This is a genomic window from Saprospira sp. CCB-QB6 (assembly GCF_028464065.1).
In the GTDB taxonomy this organism is placed as follows: Bacteria; Bacteroidota; Bacteroidia; order Chitinophagales; family Saprospiraceae; genus Saprospira.
The window spans coordinates 713,931-737,091 of record NZ_CP116808.1 but is presented as its reverse complement, the minus strand read 5'-3'; the positions used below and the strand labels follow the sequence as shown (position 1 = coordinate 737,091).

Here is a 23,161-nt window from a genome sequence, read left to right as displayed (position 1 = left end):
CCGCTCGCAGGTTTGCTCGGCCCTGCAGCCCTGCGGGCTTTGGTCTGGCCTGCGGCCACGGCTGCGCAGCGCTGGGCCGCTCAACGATCTTTTTTTCTTTGGGCTTTTTGTCTTCGGCCCTTAAATTCAGGAGGGTTTTAATCCTCCTGAGTAAAATCATTGCGAAGCAATACCATTTGGCTGTGGGCTAAGCCCACAGCAAGGCTGAGGGGCTGGAGCAGGGCCGCCGAAGGCGGCAGACCAAAGCGCTGAAAGCGCTGCAGGGCCGAGCAGACCTGCGAGCTGCGCAATGGCCCGACCCGCCCGTAGGGCGGGGCAGCCCCTAATCTTCTTCTTTTAAAAGCACCAACTGAAAGGCCTCATTTTTAAAGAGAAGGGGGAGTTTTGTTTTTGTTTCGGCATACAGCAACGCATATTGGGCCTGATATTTTTGTCCAAGGACCAAAAGCAGGCTATCGGGCCGTTGTTTCCAGTGAGGGACAAAGGCATAATCTACGGCAGCAAAACTCTGTTGATCGGTCCAGCCATAGACATCAAAAATACGCTCTTGCCAGGCTTTCATAGCTGTACCGCTAAAGGGAAAGGCCTTAAAATCGACCACCAAAGCGCGCTGGGCCAAATAGCGCAATTCGGGCTGCATGGGGGGGCTTAATAGGCGGGCATCTTTGGGGGTTGCCTCCTTTATGTATTGGGCTACTTCATAGAGTTCAGGCTGATAATAAGCTTGGTCAGATAAGCTATAGAGGCGACTCATATCTCGTTCAAGCGGCGACATGCCTGGAGTTCTGGCTGTTTGGGACCAAAAAATAATGAAAGCAAAGCTGGCAAGTCCTGACAAGTAAGTTGGCCATTTTTTTTGCGGATATATGCTGTACATAACAGGCCCAAAAAGCAAAAAGGCGATCCATAGATAGGCTTCGGGAGAAAAATCTAAGGAGAGATAAGTTTGCCAAAGTCCGTAGACGGTTAGGGCGAATAGAAGGGGGAGTTCTAGGGCAAGGGACCAGCGCCAATTGGGGAAAAAGCGGTTACGCAGGCGAGTGAGGATAAAAAGTAGGGCAATGCGGAGCCCATTGGTCCAGCAAAAGCTATTGAGTAAAAAGGCCCAAACATAAAATTGGTCGAGTTGCTTGCCTTGTCGAATTTGGCCAATGGCGCCAGCCAAGCCCAAAAGAAAGAAAAATTTGCCGAGATAGAGAATGCGATAAACTTGGGCGGTGGCCATTAATTTGCTGGGCTGGATTTCTACAAAATAATAGCCGATATAGGCTAGGCCCAAAAGGCTAAGAATAAGGCCCAGAATAAAAAAGCGATCAATTTTTTGGAGCTGCAGTACGCCTTTGGGCAGATATAGAATGGCTAGGTAGGCAATTAGATAATAGGCATTTTTGGGTTCATCACGGACCAAAAAGTGGCTAGGGAGAATATGGTGAGGAGCTCTAAAGTGTACATATATATTATAGAACTCCTCTACGCTAATATTCTCTTGGGCCGAAAGAAAATAGGGACCAAGGCTGAGAGCGGCAGCCAAGCCAAAAAGTCCAGCTCCTAAGGCTAAAGCTTTCCATTGCTTGGCGGTAAAGTGGGGGCGAAAAGGAAGGCTAAGGGCATAGAGTCCGCCTAGCAAAAGTGTAGATTCTGGACCCACCAAAGGGTGAATTAGGGTGGCGAGGGCAAGAAAGGCCCCAGCTTGCACAAATTTTTGTTGCCAGAGCTGTGGGAGGGCCAGCAAAACCAGGGCAAAAGCCATACTATTGGGCGTGAGATAAACCGCATGGATTTCGGCTACGGAGCCTAGGCTTAGGGTGGGAATAGACAGGCAAAAAAGCGCCGCTAAATTGGCCGAAAGTTCATTCTTAAACAGCAATTCTCCCATGCGATGCGCTGCCCAAGCAATGGCCCAATTGGTCAGAAAACAGAGCAAAAAAAAGGCTAGGGGCAAACCAAAAACCTTTATAAACAAAATAGTGAAATAATTGCTGTAAATTCTGGGGTTGAAGCCAGAATCATTGGCATTGATAAAGGCATCGGAGGGTAAGAAGTCTGAATTTAGCTGACGGAAGAGCAAACTAAGGTGCTCTTGATGGTCCCAAAGTCCAAATTGATAGCCCCAAATAGTAGTAGTAAGGGCCATGAAGGCGATAAATAGCTGAGGGTTAGCCCATTTAGCGGCAAGCATTTAATTGTTTTGGTTAAATTTTGAGAAAATTTAATTTTTTTGCGTCAATTCTGTAACCAAATGGATTCAGCTGCGTAAAAGAGAGTGTATTTAATCAAACAGAGATTGCAATCTAGTTCACATTCATAATCCTTCTACAAAACATTACGCATGAGCAAATCTTTGAAGTCCAAAGAAGAAGTCCAAAAGGCCTTTAAGCAGTTATTGGCCCAGTATGAAATCCAACAAAAAGCGATTCTGACTAAAGAAGAATCGGCTCGCTTGGAAAGAGAAGCCGCCCTTTTGGAAGAAACTGAAGGCCTCAGCCCTCAAGGGATCATCAAAAAAATTGCAGACCTACAATGGGAGGTAGCGAGTACCACCGAAAATCTTCGCGAGCGAGTATTGGCCGAAGTGGATCAACTCGAAAAAATGCGGACGGCCCTCAAGGTACAAGAAAAAAACCTAGAAGCTCGCTATCAAACAAAAATTGCCGCCAATGCACTTTTCATCCTTCAGCAAGAGCAAAAGCAAAGAGCCGAAGAATTGGAAGAAGAGCATAAAGAGGCGCTAGAAACTTTGCAGGCAGAAATGCAAGAGCAAAGAGCTGATTGGGAGCAAGAAATTGCCGATTTCCAAGAAGAACAGGCCGAAAATAAGGCACAATTGGAAAAAATGCGTGAGCAAGAACTGGAAGAATATCGCTATCAGCTTGAACGCCGCTATTTGCGTGAAAAAGATGCTTTCGAAATGCGAAAAACGCAGCTTTTGCGCAAACTAGATGAAGAAGAAAGAGAAAAACAAAAAGATTGGGATCAGCGCCTTAAATGGTTGGAAGAAAAAGCCGAGGAATTTAAGGAGCACAAAGAAAAAGTGGATGGTTTTGAAACCGAACTAGAAGAAGAGGTCAAAAAGGCTAAGGATAAAGCCTTTAAAGAGGCCAACCGAGATGCCAAAGAGGCTCAAGAACTTTATGAAAAGGAAATGGAAAGCAAGCGCAAAATTGCCGAGCTCCAAATTGAAAGCCTATCGAATCGATTGGAAAACCAAAAGTCCGAAATTGAAAAACTCAAGGCCGAACTCAAGGAATCTGTGGCTCAAATGCAAGCCCTTTCTATTAAAGCACTAGAAAATAAACAGGCTTCCTAAGTATCTAGGCCAAAAATGTAGAGGGATTTTTTAACGCCCCAAAGTCCCAAACCTCAAGGGAGTGCAGCGCAAGCCGCTATTTTGCTCCATTAGCCAGATGATTCTGCTTCGTTTGAGGGCTGAGGGGAGTTAAAATCTCTTCTTTTATCGCTTATATCTTCTTTTTGTCTTCAACTCTAAAATATATATATCATGGCTGTATCCATGCGCAATACCAAAAACCAAATCATGAATGCCTATAAAGAGGCTTTGGCTAAGGTCAAAGATTTGGAAAAACAACTCAAGAGCAAAGAAAACGCAGTTGCTCCAACTACAACAAGCAGCACCAAAACGGTTATCCAAGAGAAAGTGGTCTACAAAACGGCGGAACTCAAAAATTTGGAAGGCATTATTGCTACTCTGAAAGCTGTAGAACAAGGCATTGCCCCCGCTTTTAGCGATAATTCTGCCTTGCAAGCCGTAGAAGCCGAAAAACTCCAAAATCTCCAAAAGAAATTGGAAGAAGAAGGCCAAGAGATTCAAAAACTCTATGATATTGAGGTAGATGCCGATAGCATGCTCAAAATTATTGAGGAATATCTCGATAGCCAAAAGCAGTTTGAAGAAGAATTTGAGGCCAAAGAAAAAGCCTACAAAGAACAGCTGGAAGAACAGCAAAAAAACTGGGATAAAGAACAGGAAATCAAATCGGAAGAAATTGCCGAAATGCAACGGGAAGCCGAACAAGAACGCAGCCGCGATAAAGAACAATACGATTACCAACTGAAGCAGGAACGCAAAATAGAAGACGATAATTACAAGCAAAAATGTAATCAACTCGAACTCGAATTGCAAACGATTCAGGAACAGAAAGAAGACGCCTGGAAAGTAGAGGAAAAAACAGTCAAAGATCAGGAGGAAGAACAGGCAAAATACAAGGCCGACTTTGAAGAACTAGAAGAAAAACTCCGCAAAGAGGTCAAAAAAGTAGAAGCCGAAGCCAAAGGCATCGTCGAAAGAGATCATAAGGTCAAAATGAAAATGCTCAAAACTGAGCAAGAAGGCGAACTCAGCGCTCTTCAACATATTATTGATGATCTAAATAGTACTTTGGATAAACAAAAGGACCAAATCCATAAGCTCTATGCACAACTAGAAGATACACAACGTCAAGCTCAACAATTGGCCGTCAAAGCATTAGAAAATTCTTCTTCTGCCGATTCGTTCAAAGCGATGCGCGAAATTGCTATGGAACAAGCCAAAAATATGGGCAAAGGCAAATAAGCTACTTTTTTAATTGGAATGTGAGAGGGGAGCAGCGAAAGCTGCTCCCTTTTTTTGTCCTTAAAACCGATAAAGCGGAGCCGAAAAAGGCTTGTCAAAACCCAAGCGCAATCCAAAATTCAGGGTTTCGGCCCCCAGTTCAGAACTGCCAAAGCGAAAGAAGAAGGCAAAACGCCGCTTTTGTTTCTCTTCAAATTGGACCAATTGCTCTAAACCAAATGCCAACTCAATAACCCAACTATAAAAATAGGGATTGGGAATCTGCCGCAGATTTTCAGGCCGATCATAAAGATGTATCCGACTCCACTGCAAACCCGCTCCCAAACTCATAAAACCCGCAACAGCAGCATCTTTCTTGCTGAATCGTTGCTGTGCCCGAAAAATAATAGGAAAAGATAGACTGCCCAACCCCCCATAGTTCTGGCTGTTCATCGCAAAAGGCTGATACTCTGCCGCTACCAAAAGCTGATAACTTTGCCCATTACTAGCTTGCCGATGTAGCCCCAAACCTAAACCCGGCAATAAATTAAGCCATTGCCCCGCCGAAGCGCCCTTTTGTCCAAGTAACTGCGCCTGCCGATAGTTTTGATAAATATTGAGGTCCAAATAACTGCTCCAACCCCAACTTTGAGCCGATAGGGGCGATAAACTGCAGTAAAATAATAGAAAAATGAGCTGCCTGTGCATAAAAGACCAATCAGAAATGAGGAATTGGCCGCAGTTTTTTATTTCCCTTAGGACGCAATTGAAGCTGTAGTTGTGGACTATACCCCAACTGGCCCGAAAAAGCATTGTAATGCGGCCGCGCGCCAATATTCCACTGCAAACTAAGATCGTCGCTTACATCAAAACTACTCAGATGAGCGTCTACAAAAGCATCTAAAATCGTTAGCCCGTAAAATCCAATCAGCCCGGCTACAGAATACTCATACTGCTGCCGGTAAGCATCACGCAAAATTTTTAATTGGGCATCGGTCAAACTCGGATCACAAGTATTTACAGTATTCGGATCATTGTCAACCACAGCCAAATAAGACTGTCGATAGCACTGATATTTTTGGCGGTTGTCTATAGATAGATACACTAAGGTCCCTATGCCCCCATAGACAATCGGCAATTTCCAATAACGACGGTTATAAATTTGTCCGCCTCCCGGAATCAAAGCCCAACGCCAAGCTTTCTGTGGGTCCAATTGTCTAGTTTTTGCCTTTGCTCTGGGCCCATCCTCAGGCACCAAACGCAAACTGTCCTGCCCCCAAAGAGGACAGGACAATAGCAGTAAAAAAGCAAATAAAAAATTAAGCTTCATAGTTGAGTTGCTCTAAAATGCGCTCCAAATCATCGGGATCCATAAAGTTGATAATGATCTGCCCCTTGCCCTTTTCATTGGCCTTGAGCTGCACCTTGGCCCCCAACTGAGATTTTAACCGATCTTGCAAATTCTGATAAGCAGGCGATAAGGTTTTTTTCTTCTCCTCCTTGGGCCCTTCCTCTTCCTGCTCCTTTTTCGCCAATTGCTTGTTGAGCCAAAGACGTGTCTCTTCTACCGACCAGTTGGAACGAATGATTTCTTTATACAAATAAAGTTGCTCGTCCAATTTCTCCAACCGACTGAGCTCCGCCAAATGCCCCAAAGCAATCATACCCGATTTCAAACCCATTATGGCTTTGTCCAATGAATTGCCCTTTTGCAAAAGCTTGCTGTATTGCTCTACCTTGCGCACTGATAACTTATCTTCCATGCAGGCCTCAAACAAAATGCTCTGCAATTGCTCTTCATTCAAACCCGCCAAGGCCCGCGCATGCCCCATAGATATCTGCCGCGCCTTAATAGCATTCTGAATCTGACCCGGCAAACGAAGCAAACGCACATAATTACTCACCGTGCTCCGCTTCTTATTGACCCGCTTAGATAATTGCTCTTCCGTCAATTTCAACTCATCCATCATCCGCTGATAGGTACTCGCAATCTCTATCGCATTCAAGTCCTGCCGCTGAATGTTCTCAATCAAAGCCAATTCTAACATGGCCTCATCATTGGCCACCCGAATGTAGGCCGGCACCTGCCCCAAAGCCGCCAGCTTAGAGGCCCGTAATCGACGCTCTCCAGAAATGAGCTGAAACTGATTCTCCCCCAAATGCCTTACCGTTATCGGCTGAATGAGCCCATGCTTCTTAATCGATTCCGATAACTGCAATAAGGCCTCCTCATCAAACTCTAAACGAGGATTGTCCGGATTGAAACTGATCTGATCTAAGGGAATATCCGCCACCGTGTTCGATAATTCCCGAACCAATTCCTCTTTATTCACCTCAATATTGGGATTGATTTTCGAAAAAAGGGCCCCAACCCCTTGTCCTCTATTTAGCTTTTTTGCCATGGTACTTTATAAATCGTCTAGTTGAAGCCCCAAAAATACGCTTTTTTTACAGAAGTTGCCTAAAAACTATCTCTTCCCTTTTTTTTAGGGGCGTTACTCCTTTCAGTCATCGAACTGCGGACTAAAGTCCTTGTTGTCGCTGCGGCTTCGCCTTGCGGCGCTACGTTTACTCCCGTTGGTCGTCGAACTGCGGACTAAAGTCCTTGTTGTCGCAGCTCGCTGCTGTTTTGGGGCCTCCGCCTCGCTTCGCTCGTCGGCGCTACGTTCCGCAGCTCGCTATTCGCTCGGCCCTGCGGCCTGACGGCCTTGGTCTGCGGCTGCGCCGCACTGCTGCACATCGCTAGGCCGCTCATCTTTTCGCCCTGCTTTAAACGCCTGTTTTCAGCCGCCTATCTACTGGACCCCCCCTAGAGTCATCTGTATTCTTACATTTAGCTGTGGCGTTGCGCCACAGTCGTCTGCATTCTTACATTTAGTTAGGGGAATTCCCCCAAGGCGTCTGCATCGATACATTTAGCTAGGGGGATTCCCCCAAGGCATCTGCATCAGTACATTTAGCTAGGGGGATTCCCCCAAGGCGTCTGCATCGATACATTTAGCTAGGGGGATTCCCCCAAGGCGTCTGCATCGATACATTTAGCTAGGGGGATTCCCCCAAGGCGTCTGCATCGATACATTTAGCTAGGGGGATTCCCCCAAGGCATCTGCATTGATACATTTAGCTAGGGGGATTCCCCCAAGGCGTCTGCATCAATACATTTAGCTAGGGGGAGCTGTCTAAGGCCCTATCTTTTTTTCTGGACCAACCCTACGGCAGTTTAGCTAGCTTGGCTTAAAAACAAAATATAGAAACCCCTTGTATTTTGGGGCCAAGAATCCTGCAGCCTAAAGGCTGCAGGGCCATAGCTGTAGGTTGAAACCTACAGCCAATTAACGAATACATTTTAACATAGTATGCAGGGTTAAAACCCTGCATAAACAAACATCTTCTAGGCTGCCTAAATCATAAATGCAGCAATTCTGAGGGCCGTTAAAAGCTGTGGAGGGTTTTAACCCTCCACGCTATGGATCTAGGATATTTTTTGTTGTCTGGCTGTAGGTTTCAACCTACAGGCCCATGTAGCAGGCCCGAAGGGCCGCAGGCCTAGCGATGTGCAGCAGTGGCCGTCAGGCCAGACCAAGTAGTCGCGCCCTCCTTCGAGGAGGCTTTTTGTTTAGCTCTATTGATTAACTAGGTCTAGACTGAATTTTCTGTATTGGTCCTTTGGTGCAAAATTTCTATCCTATAGTCCTGTGGGTTAAAACCCACAGCAAAAAGGGAGGCCATGCTGGACCTACAAAATGGGCCGAAGGTTAAAACCTTCAGCCTATAACTAGATAAAAACAGCCAGTTCTAAGGCCAAAAGATTTAAATCAATGAGGGTTAAAACCCTCATTCCATAAAAACATTGCGAAGCAATACCACCCTTGCTGTAGGTTTCAACCTACAGTATCGGCCTAGCGATGTGCAGCAGTGGCCGTCAGGCCAGACCAAGCGGGCCTCAGCCCGCGCAGGGCCGAGCGAATAGCGAGCTGCGGAACGTAGCGCCGACGAGTGAAGCGAGGCGGAGGCCCCAAAACAGCAGCAGAAGAATCATTAGAGAGGCATAAAAACGGCCTGCAGGGGAGGATAAAGGTCTAGGTATATAGGGGGATGTAAATATTAAGGAATATTTAAATTGAGTAGAGATTAGTTTTATACCCTATTATTTATTAGACTTTTGTTAAGATCGCTAGGGGTTTTATTGGAATAAAAAGACTGGATAGGAAAAATGCAATCTCAGGATTTTTCACGTTCTTTAATATAAGCGCTTAGAGCGGCACTACTTAACAACAATTATTAACTGCCCCCTAATTTACTTACAGCATGCATAGAAAAATAGCATACATTTTAACACTTTTCCTGCTATGGTCCCTGAGTTGGGGGCTAAAAGCGCAGATCGCCTATGTGGATGTTCCGGATCAGACCTTGACGGTGGGGCAATCGGCGACTTTTGATTTGACATCGGATGGAGACAATGAGATCAACATCTCGGTCAATTTGAGTGGGAGTACATTTATTACCTTTACGCGGCCTGCTTTAAATGCGGGGGTTAGTCAGACGGCGACCCTGCAATTATCGGGGCCGAACATTCAGAAATTGGCGGCTGGTGCTTCGATTGGGCCGAGTTCTGGGACCTATACTGCGGGTTCTACTTTTTTCTGTTCGGCTTGTATTCAGGCACTTTATCCTTGGGCGGCCCCACCAGTTAGTGATGTTTATGTGGGCTTTCGGTTTGTACGGAATTCGGGGACCACGCATTATGGCTGGGTACGAGTAGATGTACCGACTACGGCCAATACGGTAACCATTAAGGATTTTGGTTGGGAGCAAAGCCCAAATACGGCAATTATTGCTGGGGCAACGGGGCAGGTTTTGGTCAATCAGATTGTGGTTTATGGACAAGGCGGGCAAAATACGATTAGTACGCCTAGTGGCAGCCTTCAGATGTTTGCGGCAACCACGCCTACCAATGCCACGGATACTTCAAAAACTTGGACGACCAACAATAACGCTATAGCAACAATTAACTCAAGTACGGGGCTTTTACAGGCTGTGACCAATGGTACAGTACGAGTTTTTGCTACGGCCAATGATGGTTCTGGGGTATCGGGATTTAAGGATATTGTCATTTCTGGGCAGTTTAAGCCTGTGAGTAGTATTCAGATTGGGGGCCAAGGCGGAGCGAGCGCTGTGGTGTCTACCCAAACCCTACAAATGACTACTTATGTTTTACCCACAGATGCGACGGATACCACAGTAAGTTGGGGCGTCATCAATGGGACGGGAACGGCCACGATAAACGCTTCGGGAGTATTGACTGGGGGGAATCCTGGTACGGTGCAAGTAACGGCTACGGCCAATGATGGTTCTGGTAATTCGGCCACGGCCAATATTACGGTAGATCCTTTGATGGTATCTAGCATTTCGGTGCAGGGCCAAGGGGGAGCAACAAGCGTGCAGGCTGCTGCTAGCTTGCAGATGGTGGCCACAGTCAGTCCTACTAATGCCAGCAATACAGGTGTAAGCTGGTCCGTAAATAATCAGACGGGTTCAGCAACAATAAATCCGAGTACGGGTTTGCTTTCGGCAGGGAGCCCAGGAACGGTAGAAGTTTGTGCCACGGCCAATGATGGTTCGGGTGTAGTGGGATGTACTGTAATTACGGTAGATCCTATTTTAGTATCTAGTATTACGGTGCAAGGGCAGAGTGGGCAGACAAATGTGCAAGCTTCTGCTAGTTTACAGATGTTGGCCACGGTTAGTCCAGCCAATGCTTCTAATCCATCGGTTAGTTGGTCTGTAGTAAATGGAACAGGAACGGCGACGATCAATAGTTCTGGGCTATTAACTGGGGGGAATCCTGGAACGGTGCAGGTTTGTGCCACGGCCAATGATGGTTCAGGGGTATCGGATTGTGTAACGATTACGATTGACCCTATTTTGGTGTCTAGCATTAGTGTGCAGGGGCAGGCTGGGGCGACGAGCGTGCAGGCTTCAGCTAGCTTGCAGATGTTGGCCACGGTCAGTCCTGCTACGGCTTCTAATCCATCGGTTAGTTGGACTGTAACGAATGGCACAGGAACGGCGACCATCAATAGTTCAGGTGTATTGTCTGGGGGGAATCCTGGTACGGTGCAAGTATGTGCTACGGCCAATGATGGTTCTGGGGTATCGGATTGTGTGACGATTACGATTGATCCTATATTGGTGTCTAGCATTAGTGTGCAGGGCCAAGCTGGAGCGACAGTTGTACAATCTTCTTCTAGCTTGCAGATGTTGGCTACAGTTAGTCCAGCTAATGCGACCAATAATACGGTCAGTTGGTCCGTAGTCAATGGGACGGGAACAGCAACGATTAACAGCTCAGGTGTATTGACAGGGGGCAACCCAGGTACGGTGCAAGTATGTGCTATGGCCAATGATGGCTCAGGGGTATCGGATTGTGTAACGATTACTGTAGATCCTATATTGGTGTCTAGCATTATTGTGCAGGGCCAAGGGGGAGTCGGTACAGTACAGTCCTCCTCAACCTTGCAGATGTTGGCTACGGTTAGTCCTGCCAATGCGACAAATAATACAGTTAGCTGGTCCGTAGTTAATGGCACAGGCTCAGCGACGATCAATAGTTCTGGTGTATTGACTGGGGGAAGCCCTGGAACGGTACAAGTATGTGCTACGGCCAATGATGGCTCAGGGGTGTCTGACTGTGTGACGATTACGATCAATCCTATTTTGGTGTCAAGCATAACGGTGCAGGGCCAAGGGGGGGCGACAGCGGTGCAGTCATCTGCTACATTGCAGATGTTGGCCACGGTCAGTCCTGCGACGGCTTCTAATCCATCGGTCAGTTGGACCGTAACAAATGGAACGGGAAGTGCGACGATTAACGGTTCTGGTGTATTGACTGCGGGTAGTCCTGGCACGGTGCAAGTTTGTGCCACGGCCAATGATGGCTCAGGAGTGTCGGATTGTGTAACGATTACGATTGATCCCATTTTGGTGTCCAGCATAACGGTGCAGGGCCAAGGAGGTGCAACAGCTGTGCAGTCATCTGCTAGTTTGCAGATGTTGGCCACGGTTAGTCCCGCCAATGCTTCTAATCCTTCTGTAAGTTGGACCGTAACAAATGGAACGGGAACAGCAACCATCAATAGTTCAGGAGTATTGACTGGGGGTAATCCTGGAACGGTACAAGTTTGTGCTACGGCCAATGATGGTTCTGGGGTATCGGATTGCGTGACTATTACGATTGATCCTATATTGGTGTCTAGCATTAGTGTGCAGGGCCAAGGCGGAGCGACAAGCGTGCAAGCTTCTGCTAGCTTACAGATGTTGGCCACGGTTAGTCCCGCCAATGCTTCTAATCCCTCTGTAAGTTGGACGGTAACAAATGGTACGGGAACAGCGACCATTAATAGTTCAGGTGTATTGACAGGGGGCAACCCTGGCACGGTGCAAGTTTGTGCTACGGCCAATGATGGTTCTGGGGTATCGGATTGTGTAACGATTACGATTGATCCTATTTTGGTGTCTAGCATTAGTGTGCAGGGCCAAGGGGGAGCGACAGCGGTGCAAGCTTCTGCTACATTGCAGATGTTGGCCACCGTTAGTCCAGCCAATGCGACAAATAATACAGTCAGCTGGTCTGTCGTAAATGGAACGGGAAGCGCAACGATCAATAGCTCAGGTGTATTGACGGGAGGCAACCCAGGAACCGTACAAGTATGTGCTACGGCTAATGATGGCTCAGGGGTATCGGATTGTGTAACGATTACGATTGATCCCATTTTGGTGTCCAGCATAAGCGTGCAGGGCCAAGGCGGAGCGACGAGCGTACAATCCTCTTCTACATTGCAGATGTTGGCCACTGTTAGTCCCGCCAATGCTTCTAATCCCTCAGTTAGTTGGACCGTAACGAATGGTACGGGAACAGCCACGATCAATAGTTCTGGCGTTTTAACAGCGGGTAATCCAGGTACGGTACAAGTATGTGCTACGGCTAATGATGGTTCTGGAGTATCGGATTGTGTAACGATTACGATTGATCCTATATTGGTGTCAAGCATAACCGTGCAGGGTCAAGGGGGAGCGACAACTGTACAATCCTCTTCTACATTGCAGATGTTGGCTACGGTCAGTCCTGCCAATGCTTCTGATCCCTCAGTTAGTTGGACCGTAACGAATGGTACGGGAACAGCGACTATCAATAGTTCTGGCGTTTTAACAGCGGGTAATCCAGGTACGGTACAAGTATGTGCTACGGCCAATGATGGTTCAGGGGTATCGGATTGTGTAACGATTACGATTGATCCTATATTGGTGTCAAGCATAACCGTGCAGGGCCAAGGCGGAGCGACAATTGTACAATCCTCTTCTACATTGCAGATGTTGGCTACGGTCAGTCCCACCAATGCGTCTAATCCTTCTGTAACTTGGACGGTAACAAATGGTACGGGAACAGCGACTATCAATAGTTCAGGTGTATTGACAGGGGGTAATCCAGGTACGGTGCAAGTTTGTGCTACGGCCAATGATGGCTCAGGGGCATCGGATTGTGTAATGATTACGATTGACCCAATCTTAGTGTCAAGCATTAGTGTGCAGGGCCAAGGAGGCGCAACTACTATTCAGGCAGGAGCTAATCTTCAGATGGTGGCTACAGTAAGTCCAACTAATGCTTCTAATCAGACGGTAGTTTGGTCCGTAAATAATCAAACTGGAACGGCTACAATTGATTCGAATACAGGCTTGCTTTCGGCAACTACAGCAGGAACGGTAGAGGTTTGTGCTACGGCTACTGATGGTTCTGGGGTATCGGGTTGTACCGTCATCAATATTACAACAACGACAATCTTTGTGAGTAGTATTAGTGTACAGGGTCAAGGTGGAGCGACTAATGTGCAGGCAGGATCTAGCTTGCAAATGGAAGCGACAGTCAGTCCCGCTAATGCCTCTAATCAGACAGTAGTTTGGTCGGTAACGAATCAGACGGGGACGGCCACAATTGATCCGAATACAGGTTTGCTTTCAGCAACTACAGCAGGAACGGTAGAGGTTTGTGCTACAGCTACTGATGGTTCTGGGGTATCGGGTTGTACAACAATTACGATTTTAACTGCAGTGGTAGCTGTTAGTAGTATTACCGTACAGGGGCAAGCTGGACAAGCTAATGTAACCTTAGGAAATACCTTACAAATGCTGGCGACAGTAAATCCGGCTAATGCAACAAATACTACAGTAAGTTGGTCCGTAAATAATCAAACGGGGACGGCTAGCATTGATCCTATTACTGGCTTATTGACTACTAATACAGAGGGAACGGTAGAGATCTGTGCTACGGCTACGGATGGTTCTGGAGTGTCAGGCTGTACTATTATTACGATTGATCCGATTTTAGTGTCTAGTATTACGGTGCAAGGCCAAGGCGGAGCGACAACTGTGCAGTCTTCGACTAGTTTACAAATGTTAGCGACAGTCAGTCCCGCTAATGCCTCGAATCCATCTGTGAGTTGGGCTGTGAATAACCAAACAGGAACAGCGACGATTAACTCTAGTACAGGGGTCTTGACCGCTGGTAATCCAGGAACGGTAGAAGTTTGTGCTACAGCTAATGATGGCTCAGGCGTATCGGATTGTATAACGATTACGATTGATCCGATTTTAGTGTCTAGTATTACGGTACAAGGCCAGGGCGGTGTTACTAATGTACAGGCTAATGCAAGCTTACAAATGTTGGCTACGATTAGTCCTGCTAATGCGTCGAATCCTTCTGTAAGTTGGAGTGTAACGAATGGAACAGGAACTGCAACCATTAATAGTTCTGGTGTTTTGACAGCTGGTAATCCTGGGACGGTACAAGTTTGTGCCACCGCTAATGATGGCTCAGGCGTATCGGATTGTATTACAATCACGATTGACCCAATTTTAGTGTCTAGTATTACGGTACAAGGCCAAGGCGGTCTTACTAATGTACAGGCTAATGCAAGCTTACAAATGTTGACGATGATTAGTCCCGCTAATGCGTCGAATCCTTCTGTAAGTTGGAGTGTAACGAATGGAACAGGAACCGCAACCATTAACAGTTCTGGTGTTTTGACGGCAGGTAATCCTGGGACGGTACAAGTTTGTGCCACAGCTAATGATGGCTCAGGCGTATCGGATTGTATTACAATCACAATTGATCCGATTTTGGTATCTGGTATTACGGTACAAGGTCAAGGCGGAGCGACAACTGTTCAATCCTCTACCACATTACAGATGTTGGCGACGGTTAGTCCTGTCAATGCTTCTAATAATAGCGTGACTTGGTCGGTGAATAATCAGACAGGCACAGCGACGATAAACTCAAGTACAGGAGTTTTGACAGCGGGCAATCCTGGTACCGTCGAAGTTTGTGCTGTGGCTAATGATGGCTCTGGTGTATCGGATTGTATAATAATCACGATTGATCCCATTTTGGTATTTGGTATTACGGTACAAGGTCAAGGGGGAGCTACGGCTGTACTTTCTTCTTCGACTCTACAAATGCAGGCGATTATTAGTCCTGCGAATGCCTCTAATCCAAATGTAACTTGGACTGTAAGCAATCAAACAGGAACAGCGACCATCAGTAGCTCAGGTGTTCTGACTGGGGGCAACCCTGGTACTGTGGAGGTTTGTGCTACAGCTACCGATGGTTCTGGCGTTTCAGATTGTACTACTATTACGGTCACTACCAATATTGTATTGGTATCGAGTATTACGGTACAAGGTCAAGGGGGAGCAACAACTGTTCAATCCTCTTCTACATTGCAGATGTTAGCTACAGTAGCTCCTGCGAATGCCTCTAATAATAGTGTGACTTGGTCGGTGAATAACCAAACAGGAACAGCAACGATAAACTCAAGTACAGGAGTTTTGACAGCGGGCAATCCTGGTACCGTGGAAGTTTGTGCTACAGCCAATGATGGATCTGGAGTTTCAGATTGTATCATCATTACGATTGATCCTATTTTAGTGTCTAGTATTACAGTACAGGGTCAAGGGGGAGCAACAACTGTTCAATCCTCTTCTAGTTTGCAGATGTTGGCTACCGTAGCTCCTGCGAATGCCTCTAATAATAGTGTGACTTGGTCGGTGAATAACCAAACAGGAACAGCGACGGTAAACTCAAGTACAGGAGTTTTAACAGCGGGCAATCCTGGTACCGTGGAAGTTTGTGCTACGGCTACGGATGGCTCTGGTATATCAGATTGTATCATCATTACGATTGATCCTATTTTGGTGTCTAGTATTACGGTACAAGGTCAAGGTGGAGCAACTACAGTGGCTAGCTCTTCTACTTTACAGATGTTGGCTACAGTTAGTCCTGCCAATGCCTCTAATCCTACTGTCACTTGGTCGGTCAATAATCAGACGGGCTCTGCAACGATTAGTGCCTCAGGGGTGCTTAGTCCTACTTCTGCAGGCACGGTAGAGGTTTGTGCTACGGCTACGGATGGTTCTGGCGTTTCAGATTGTATTATTATTACGATTAGCAATGTCTTTATTCCTGTTACAGCAATTAGTGTACAGGGCCAAGGAGGAACGGCTAGTATCAACTCAGGGGCTAGTTTGCAGATGCAGGCTACGGTAACTCCTGCTAATGCAACTAATCCTACTGTGACTTGGTCGGTGAATAACCAGACAGGTTCTGCTACAATTAACGCGAATACTGGGCAATTGATGGCTGGTAGTCCTGGTACGGTAGAGGTTTGTGCTACAGCCAATGATGGTTCTGGAGTTGTGGGTTGTACAATTATCACGATCAATGCTGTTTTGGTCAGTGCGATTAGCGTACAGGGCCAAGGTGGAGCAACTACAGTTCCCGCTAACGCTAGCCTACAAATGTTGGCTACAATTACTCCTGCTAATGCAACCGATAATAGCGTGACTTGGTCGGTGAATAACCAAACGGGCTCTGCTACGATTAACCCTAGTACAGGGGTGCTTACTGCTGGTAGTCCTGGTACAGTAGAGGTTTGTGCTACAGCCAATGATGGATCTGGTATATCAGATTGTATCATTATTACAGTAGATCCTATTTTGGTCAGTACGATTAGTGTGCAAGGCCAAGGGGGAGCAACTACAGTACCTGCCAATGCTAGCCTACAGATGTTGGCTACAGTAACGCCTACTAATGCTTCAAATCCTTCAGTTAGCTGGACGGTCAATAACCAAACGGGCTCAGCCACGATTAACCCAAGTACAGGGATGCTGATGGCAGGTAATCCTGGTACGGTAGAGGTTTGTGCAACGGCTACTGATGGTTCTGGCGTTTCTGATTGTATTGTGATAACCGTAGATCCTATCTATGTTAGCGGAATTAGCGTGCAGGGACAAGGGGGCCAATCTTCGATCACGACACTGAATGGCAATTTGCAAATGATTGCTACGGTAACGCCTACTAATGCCTCTAACCCAACCGTAGTTTGGTCTGTAAATGATCCTACAATAGCGACGATTGATCCTAATACTGGTTTATTGACAGCAGTAAGTAATGGTTTGGTGACTGTAACAGCCACAGCTACTGATGGATCAAATGTCTTTGGTTCTACAGTTATTGTGATCAATAACCAATCGGTAATGGTGCAAAGCATTTTGGTGAATTCTCAGTCGGGAATTGACCATATTACAAGCAATGCAGGGAGTTTGCAAATGATTGCTACGGTGCTGCCCACTAGTGCCAATAACCAAAATGTAAACTGGTCGGTATCAAATAGCAGTATCGCAAGCATTAACGCTACGGGTGTGCTACAAGCACTTACTAACGGCGTTGTGACGGTAACTGCAACGGCTACCGATGGCTCTGGCGTATCGGGTAGCAAACAGATTACGATTAGTAACCAAGGGGGACAGGGCCAGATTCTGGTCTCTTCAATTCAAGTGCTTTCTGCAGGTGGAAACACAGAAATTAACTTGCCCAATGGGACCTTGCAACTGTTTGCAGTAGTTTCTCCAGCCAATGCAGATAACCCTAATGTGAGTTGGTCCGTTTCTAATACTTCTGTGGGCACGATTGATCAATCTGGAGTCCTTACTGCTAGAGGAAATGGTCAAGTATTAGTGGTGGCTACAGCTCAAGATATGTCTGGGGTTTCTGGCTCTATTCTAATTGACGTGAGTAATCAGCCAACAGCTACAAATCCTATTGCGTTGACTGAAGGACAGTATCGGATTTATCCAAATCCGCTTCAAGAGATTCTAAATTTAGAGTTGGAATTGCCAATGGCTGTGCCTGAAGCCCGCTTGCAAATTTTTGATTTTGCGGGCCGCTTATTGCTTGATCGTGGATTGAATCTTCCCGAAGGTTTCTCGAATACACAAGTTCAGCTTCCAGCTGATTGGCCTTCTGGACTTTATTTCCTACAATTACAAACACCCAAGGGCCAGCTCTTGGGCCAAAAGCTACAAAAACCATAAGCTAGCTTTGTATAACTGAGAAAAGCCTGTTTGCTATTTGCAGACAGGCTTTTTTGTTTTGGGGCCTGCCGCCTTTGGCGGCCGGGCCCTTTCGGGGCTCGCAGCTTTGCTCGGCCCTGCGGCGGCTTTGCCGCCTGGGGCTGGCCTGCGGCCACCCCTTCAGGCCCCTAGGCCAGGCTGCCCTGCGGCTCAGCTACAAGCCGCTGTCGCGGCTTCAAGCTTCGCCGGCTCGCGCCAAGCGCGCCCGGCCGGCTCTGGCCCCGCTAAATCTATCTTTTTTACTTGAATGAGGCAGGGGAGCAGTAGGCTAGACCTAGCTTTGGGCATTCGTTGAGGCGGGGCTTCGCCTGGGGGCTGGGCTCCTTTGGCCTTGGGGGCCAAAGCGCCCAGCATTCCGTTCGTCGCTCCGCTCCTCACCCCTAAAAATTATGCATTGGTCCATCCTCCCCAAGAGCTTCCCTAAGGAAGCTCGCAGCGGGGAGGGTGGGCGGGGACATATCAACAAATGACGAGCGCAGCGAGGAATACCACTCTGGCTGAGGGATGGATAGCAGTGGCGCGAAGCGCCAGACCCAGCCGCCAAAGGCGGCGCAGGGCCGAGCGAACAGCGAGCTGCGAAACAGCCCGACCCGCCCGGAGGGCGGGGCAGCCCCCAAAAAAGCTGCTGCAACAAAAATGTTACAGCAGCTAATAAACAGCAGCTTCAGTATACTTACTTCACAATATCCAAAAGCTCAATTTCGAAGATCAGAATAGAGTTGGCGGGAATTTTTTTGCGCTTTTGAGCGCCATAAGCTAAGGCAGAGGGAATATACACTCTCCATTTGGCGCCAGTGCCCATCATGGGCACAACCTCTTGCCAGCCCTTAATTACCCCCTGAATGGGAAACTCGGCGGGTTCGCCACGGTCTACAGAGCTGTCAAAAACAGAACCATCTAGCAAAGTACCGTGGTAGTGCGTGCGTACTTTATCGGTAATAGTTGGTTTTGGCCCTTTCCCCTCTTTGAGTACCTCATACTGAATACCAGAAGGCAGGCTAATGATCTTCTCATTTTTCTTGGCATTCTTTTCAAAAAATGCCTTTTCCTGCTCTTTTGCCTTTTGGGCCATTTCGGCCAGCATCTTTTGGTAGGTCGTATTGACAATTCGTTGGGCATTTTCGCCAGTCATGCTAGGGGCTCCTTCAAAAACAGAGGCAAAGCCCTTGTCAAAGCCAGCAAAGTCAAAGTTATTGGCGTTGAGCATCCCTTGCGACTTTACATTAAAGCCCACCATAAAGCCAAACTCAGCCGAAAAATTCTCTGGGGCTTGTGGCATAGGGTTTCCAGATTGCTTAGCGGCGGCACAGCCCCCCATATATTGTTGGATTTTTGGCCCAACTGTCTGCATTTGGAAAGGCTCTTCTCCTTTCATGGCCTTTTGGAAGTTAGCCGTAAACTCAGCAACATTCAAGACATCGGCAGTAATGCCAGCGCCATTCATGAGGTCGCTAGCGATATATACACCAAAGGCCTCTGCTAAACGCGCTGTTGTTTGTTGTTCTTTTTCTGTTTGGGCCATTGCGCCAAAATTGGCGAGAAAGAGGAAAAAAAGCCCGAGGGTTATCATTTTCATTTTAGCGAGTTATAGTTAAAAAAATACTTCTGCAGCTATATAGCCACAGAAGTACCTTTTAGTTACAAAAAATGGGAAGTCATCTACTTCACAATATCCAAAAGCTCAATTTCGAAGACCAAAATAGAATTGGCGGGAATGCCTGGGCGGCCTTGAGGACCATAAGCCAAGCCAGAGGGAATATAGACCTTCCATTTAGCGCCAGTAGCCATCATGGGCAAAACCTCTTGCCAGCCCTTAATTACGCCCTGAATGGGAAACTCGGCGGGTTCGCCACGGTCTACAGAGCTGTCAAAAATAGAACCGTCTAGCAAAGTACCGTGATAGTGCGTGCGCACCTTATCCGTAATGGCTGGTTTTGGTCCTTTCCCCTCTTTGAGTACCTCATATTGAATGCCAGAAGGCAGGCTGATGATTTTATCATTTTCCTTGGCATTCTTTTCAAAGAATGCTTTTTCATCTGCTTGAACAGCCTTAGCCGCCTCTGCCTGTAGCTTCGTCATTGCAGTTTGGATAAGCTGCTGGGCATTTTCGCCAGTCATGCTAGGGGCTCCTTCAAAAACAGAGGCGAAGCCTTTGTCAAAGCCAGCAAAGTCAAAGTTATTGGCGTTGAGCATTCCTTGCGACTTTACATTAAAGCCCACCATAAAGCCAAACTCAGCCGAAAAATTCTCGGGGGCTTGGGGCATAGGGTTTCCAGATTGCTTAGCGGCGGCACAGCCCCCCATATATTGTTGGATTTTTGGACCAACTGTCTGCATTTGGAAAGGCTCTTCTCCTTTCATGGCCTTTTGGAAGTTAGCCGTAAACTCAGCAACATTCAAGACATCGGCAGTAATGCCAGCGCCATTCATGAGGTCGCTAGCGATATATACGCCAAAGGCCTCGCCCAAATTGCCGGCAAGAGCAGGGGCATCGGTAGCGGCTTTTTCTTCCATTTGTTCTAGGTTTTCGCCTAGTTCTGCAGCACCTGCTTTTTCTTTATCTTCTGTACAGCCAACAAGGCCCAAACCAGCAGCTAGTGCTAGTACTAAAAACTGTTTTTTCATTTTAATTTGATCGTTCTGAATAGTCTAAATAATGCGTTCAATTACTCTCCAATAGAGAGTAGCTCAATTTCAAAGATGAGAATAGAGTTGGCGGGAATACTACCCACTGCTTGACTTCCATAAGCTAAAGCAGAGGGAATATAGACCTTCCATTTAGCGCCAGTGGGCATAAGCTGTAGGATCTCTTGCCAACCTTGGATCACGCCACCAACGGGAAAGGTAGCTGGCTGTCCACGCTCTACCGAACTATCAAATACGCTCCCATCCGTAAGGGTGCCATGATAGTGTGTAGTTACGGTGCTTTCAGCTGTGGGCTTTTCGCCCTCGCCAGCTTGTAAAACTTCATATTGAATGCCTGACTCTAGCGTCTTGATGTTTTTGTTGTTTTTGGCATTGTCTTCAAACCATACTTTTTCCTCAGCTAGTTTAGCTTCGGCTAAAGCAGCTTGCATGGCCTCCATACGAGCCATAAAGCGCTCTTGAGCTTGATCCATCATCTGAGGGCCTAACTCACTTTCTAGCGCTTTCATGATTCCAGCGGCAATTTCTTCTCCAGATAAAGAGTCTTTGGGAATACCTTGCATAGCAATGCTAGCGCCAACTAAGAGGCCATAATTATAACTGAGGCCTAGACTGTCTACTTGTACAGTTTTCTGTTTTTTCTTACGCTTTTTCTTGCGTCTTTGGGCCGAAGCCTCAGGAGTCATGCTCAACATCAAAATGAGCAGCAAAAAAGCAGCACCCCAAGAAGAGGCATTCATAGATAGTTTCATATAAAGTAAAGTTGTATGCTGTACTAGTTGGGATAGCCTCAAAAGGCTATACAAACAGAAGGCTCGTTAGTCCAAAAGGAACAAAACGAGCCTTAGCATAGTGAAAGTTATGATTTAGGCCTTAATTTCTTGGCCGTATAGTAGTGCCCGTTGCTCTTTGACGCTTGGGTCACGGAGATAATCATCATAAGGCATGAGCTTATCAATGATTCCATTGGGCGTAATTTCAATAATTCGGTTGGCAATAGTTTGTACAAACTGATGATCCGAAGAAGTAAAGAAGATATAACCAGGGAATTCAACCAAAGACTCGTTGAGCTTAGTGATTGACTCTAGATCAAGGTGAGAAGTAGGTTCATCTAATACTAAAGCATTACCCTCTTCAAGCATCAGGCGAGAGAGTAAGCAACGTACTTTTTCTCCCCCTGAAAGGACTTTAGATGATTTTTGAGTCTCTTCTCCAGAGAAAAGCATACGACCCAAGAAACCGCGGATAAAGGTTTCATCTTTTTCTTCAGAATATTGGCGCAACCAATCCACTAGATTGAGGTCCACATCAAAGTAGTGATTGTTTTCGTTGGGTAAATAAGACGGGGTTACTGTAACGCCCCAGTTAATGCTGCCCGAATCAGGCTTGAGTCCCTGCTCACCAACTAGACACTCTAGGAATTTAGAAACCGCCAAGCTGTTCTTAGACAAAAAGGCAATTTTTTGATCTCTTTGAACGGTAAAGCTAACTTTATCAAAGAGCGTTTCTCCACCTAGGCTCATCTTAAGATCGCGAACCTCTAGGATTTGGTCTCCTACTTCACGGTTTTGCTTAAAGATAATACCGGGGTAACGACGAGTAGATGGCTTGATCTCATCCAAGTTGAGTTTTTCCAAAGCCTTTTTACGAGAAGTTGCCTGTTTGGCCTTTGAAGCATTGGCCGAAAAGCGCTGGATAAAGTCCGTGAGCTCTTTTCGCTTTTGCTCCATTTTCTTATTCTTATCAGCCATCTGGCGAGCAGCTAACTGGCTAGACTCATACCAGAAGGTATAGTTACCAGTATGTAGATTGATGCGCATGCGATCTACATCGGCAATATGTGTACAAACAGCATCGAGGAAGTGACGGTCGTGAGATACCACAATAACGGTATTTCTAAAGTCAGCCAAGAAATCCTCTAACCACATGATAGTTTCTGCATCCAAGTCGTTTGTAGGCTCATCGAGAATCAATACATCGGGATTACCATAAAGTGCTTGGGCCAATAATACCCGCACTTTTTGGCTAGTATTGAGCTCTTTCATGGGCTTGTGGTGTAGCTCTTCGGCCACGCCCAAGTTACTCAATAGCTCGGCCGCATCGCTTTCTGCTGACCAGCCGCCCATCTCTTCAAAATCGGCGCTGAGTTCTCCAGCACGCATACCGTCAGCCTCACTAAAATCGGGCTTTAGGTAAATTTGATCAAGTTCTACTTTGGTATCGTACAACTTTTTGTGGCCCATCATGACGGTGTCCAAAACGGCAAAATCATCATAGGCAAAGTGGTCCTGCTTAAGCACAGACATCCGTGTACCAGGCTCTAGAGAAATTTGACCAGTGGTGGGATCAAGCTCTCCAGATAAGATTTTTAGGAAAGTTGATTTACCCGCTCCATTGGCCCCAATAACGCCATAGCAGTTGCCGGTAGAAAAAACAACATTCACCTCATCAAAAAGGATGCGTTTGCCGAAACGCATAGAAAGATTGCTGACAGTTAGCATT

The 23,161-nt window shown here is 46.7% G+C and carries 11 protein-coding genes; 3 read left to right on the top strand and 8 right to left on the bottom strand.

Annotated elements, in window-relative coordinates; all coding sequences use genetic code 11:
* Window positions 1–322 precede the first annotated feature (322 nt).
* Window positions 323–2,179, bottom strand: coding sequence for a DUF6798 domain-containing protein (locus PPO43_RS02810; protein ID WP_272620280.1), 1,857 nt, complete (start codon window positions 2,177–2,179; stop codon window positions 323–325).
* 150 nt (window positions 2,180–2,329) lie between these two features.
* Here PPO43_RS02810 and PPO43_RS02805 point away from each other — a divergent pair, with 150 nt between their 5' ends.
* On the top strand, window positions 2,330–3,307 hold the full coding sequence (locus PPO43_RS02805) for a hypothetical protein (RefSeq protein WP_272620279.1): 978 nt from the start codon (window positions 2,330–2,332) through the stop codon (window positions 3,305–3,307).
* A 192-nt stretch (window positions 3,308–3,499) separates the two neighbouring features.
* Window positions 3,500–4,570, top strand: a complete 1,071-nt coding sequence (locus PPO43_RS02800; RefSeq protein ID WP_272620278.1) for a hypothetical protein — start codon at window positions 3,500–3,502, stop codon at window positions 4,568–4,570.
* A gap of 60 nt (window positions 4,571–4,630) precedes the next feature.
* Here PPO43_RS02800 and PPO43_RS02795 read toward each other — a convergent pair whose 3' ends face one another.
* From PPO43_RS02795 to PPO43_RS02785, 3 genes are all read right to left on the bottom strand, one after another.
* Window positions 4,631–5,257: a hypothetical protein gene (locus tag PPO43_RS02795; protein WP_272620277.1), complete on the bottom strand. Its 627-nt coding sequence runs from the start codon at window positions 5,255–5,257 to the stop codon at window positions 4,631–4,633.
* A 10-nt stretch (window positions 5,258–5,267) separates the two neighbouring features.
* On the bottom strand, window positions 5,268–5,762 hold the full coding sequence (locus tag PPO43_RS02790) for a DUF5683 domain-containing protein (RefSeq protein WP_272620276.1): 495 nt from the start codon (window positions 5,760–5,762) through the stop codon (window positions 5,268–5,270).
* Between the two features lie 106 nt (window positions 5,763–5,868).
* Complete coding sequence (locus PPO43_RS02785) at window positions 5,869–6,951, bottom strand: ParB/RepB/Spo0J family partition protein (protein ID WP_272620275.1); 1,083 nt, start codon at window positions 6,949–6,951, stop codon at window positions 5,869–5,871.
* Window positions 6,952–8,857: 1,906 nt separating this feature from the next.
* Between PPO43_RS02785 and PPO43_RS02780 the strand changes: the two genes are divergently transcribed.
* Window positions 8,858–17,974 carry an Ig-like domain-containing protein gene (locus tag PPO43_RS02780; protein WP_272620274.1) on the top strand — a complete coding sequence of 3,039 codons (9,117 nt, stop codon included), beginning with the start codon at window positions 8,858–8,860 and terminating at the stop codon, window positions 17,972–17,974.
* Window positions 17,975–18,686: 712 nt separating this feature from the next.
* Here PPO43_RS02780 and PPO43_RS02775 read toward each other — a convergent pair.
* The 4 genes from PPO43_RS02775 to PPO43_RS02760 form a co-directional block, all read right to left on the bottom strand.
* Window positions 18,687–19,535 carry an FKBP-type peptidyl-prolyl cis-trans isomerase gene (locus PPO43_RS02775; protein WP_272620273.1) on the bottom strand — a complete coding sequence of 283 codons (849 nt, stop codon included), beginning with the start codon at window positions 19,533–19,535 and terminating at the stop codon, window positions 18,687–18,689.
* 137 nt (window positions 19,536–19,672) lie between these two features.
* Window positions 19,673–20,638 carry an FKBP-type peptidyl-prolyl cis-trans isomerase gene (locus PPO43_RS02770; RefSeq protein ID WP_272620272.1) on the bottom strand — a complete coding sequence of 322 codons (966 nt, stop codon included), beginning with the start codon at window positions 20,636–20,638 and terminating at the stop codon, window positions 19,673–19,675.
* Between the two features lie 41 nt (window positions 20,639–20,679).
* Window positions 20,680–21,411: an FKBP-type peptidyl-prolyl cis-trans isomerase gene (locus PPO43_RS02765; protein ID WP_272620271.1), complete on the bottom strand. Its 732-nt coding sequence runs from the start codon at window positions 21,409–21,411 to the stop codon at window positions 20,680–20,682.
* Window positions 21,412–21,525: 114 nt separating this feature from the next.
* Window positions 21,526–23,160 carry an ABC-F family ATP-binding cassette domain-containing protein gene (locus PPO43_RS02760; protein ID WP_272620270.1) on the bottom strand — a complete coding sequence of 545 codons (1,635 nt, stop codon included), beginning with the start codon at window positions 23,158–23,160 and terminating at the stop codon, window positions 21,526–21,528.
* Between the last annotated feature and the right edge of the window lies 1 nt (window position 23,161).

Bases quoted from the DNA above. Each gene is read 5' to 3' on its own strand.
- PPO43_RS02810 (WP_272620280.1), bottom strand. From the start codon at position 2,179: ATGCTTGCCGCTAAATGGGCTAACCCTCAGCTATTTATCGCCTTCATG.
- PPO43_RS02805 (WP_272620279.1), top strand. From the start codon at position 2,330: ATGAGCAAATCTTTGAAGTCCAAAGAAGAAGTCCAAAAGGCCTTTAAG.
- PPO43_RS02800 (WP_272620278.1), top strand. From the start codon at position 3,500: ATGGCTGTATCCATGCGCAATACCAAAAACCAAATCATGAATGCCTAT.
- PPO43_RS02795 (WP_272620277.1), bottom strand. From the start codon at position 5,257: ATGCACAGGCAGCTCATTTTTCTATTATTTTACTGCAGTTTATCGCCC.
- PPO43_RS02785 (WP_272620275.1), bottom strand. From the start codon at position 6,951: ATGGCAAAAAAGCTAAATAGAGGACAAGGGGTTGGGGCCCTTTTTTCG.
- PPO43_RS02780 (WP_272620274.1), top strand. From the start codon at position 8,858: ATGCATAGAAAAATAGCATACATTTTAACACTTTTCCTGCTATGGTCC.
- PPO43_RS02775 (WP_272620273.1), bottom strand. From the start codon at position 19,535: ATGGCCCAAACAGAAAAAGAACAACAAACAACAGCGCGTTTAGCAGAG.
- PPO43_RS02770 (WP_272620272.1), bottom strand. From the start codon at position 20,638: ATGAAAAAACAGTTTTTAGTACTAGCACTAGCTGCTGGTTTGGGCCTT.
- PPO43_RS02765 (WP_272620271.1), bottom strand. From the start codon at position 21,411: ATGAAACTATCTATGAATGCCTCTTCTTGGGGTGCTGCTTTTTTGCTG.
- PPO43_RS02760 (WP_272620270.1), bottom strand. From the start codon at position 23,160: ATGCTAACTGTCAGCAATCTTTCTATGCGTTTCGGCAAACGCATCCTT.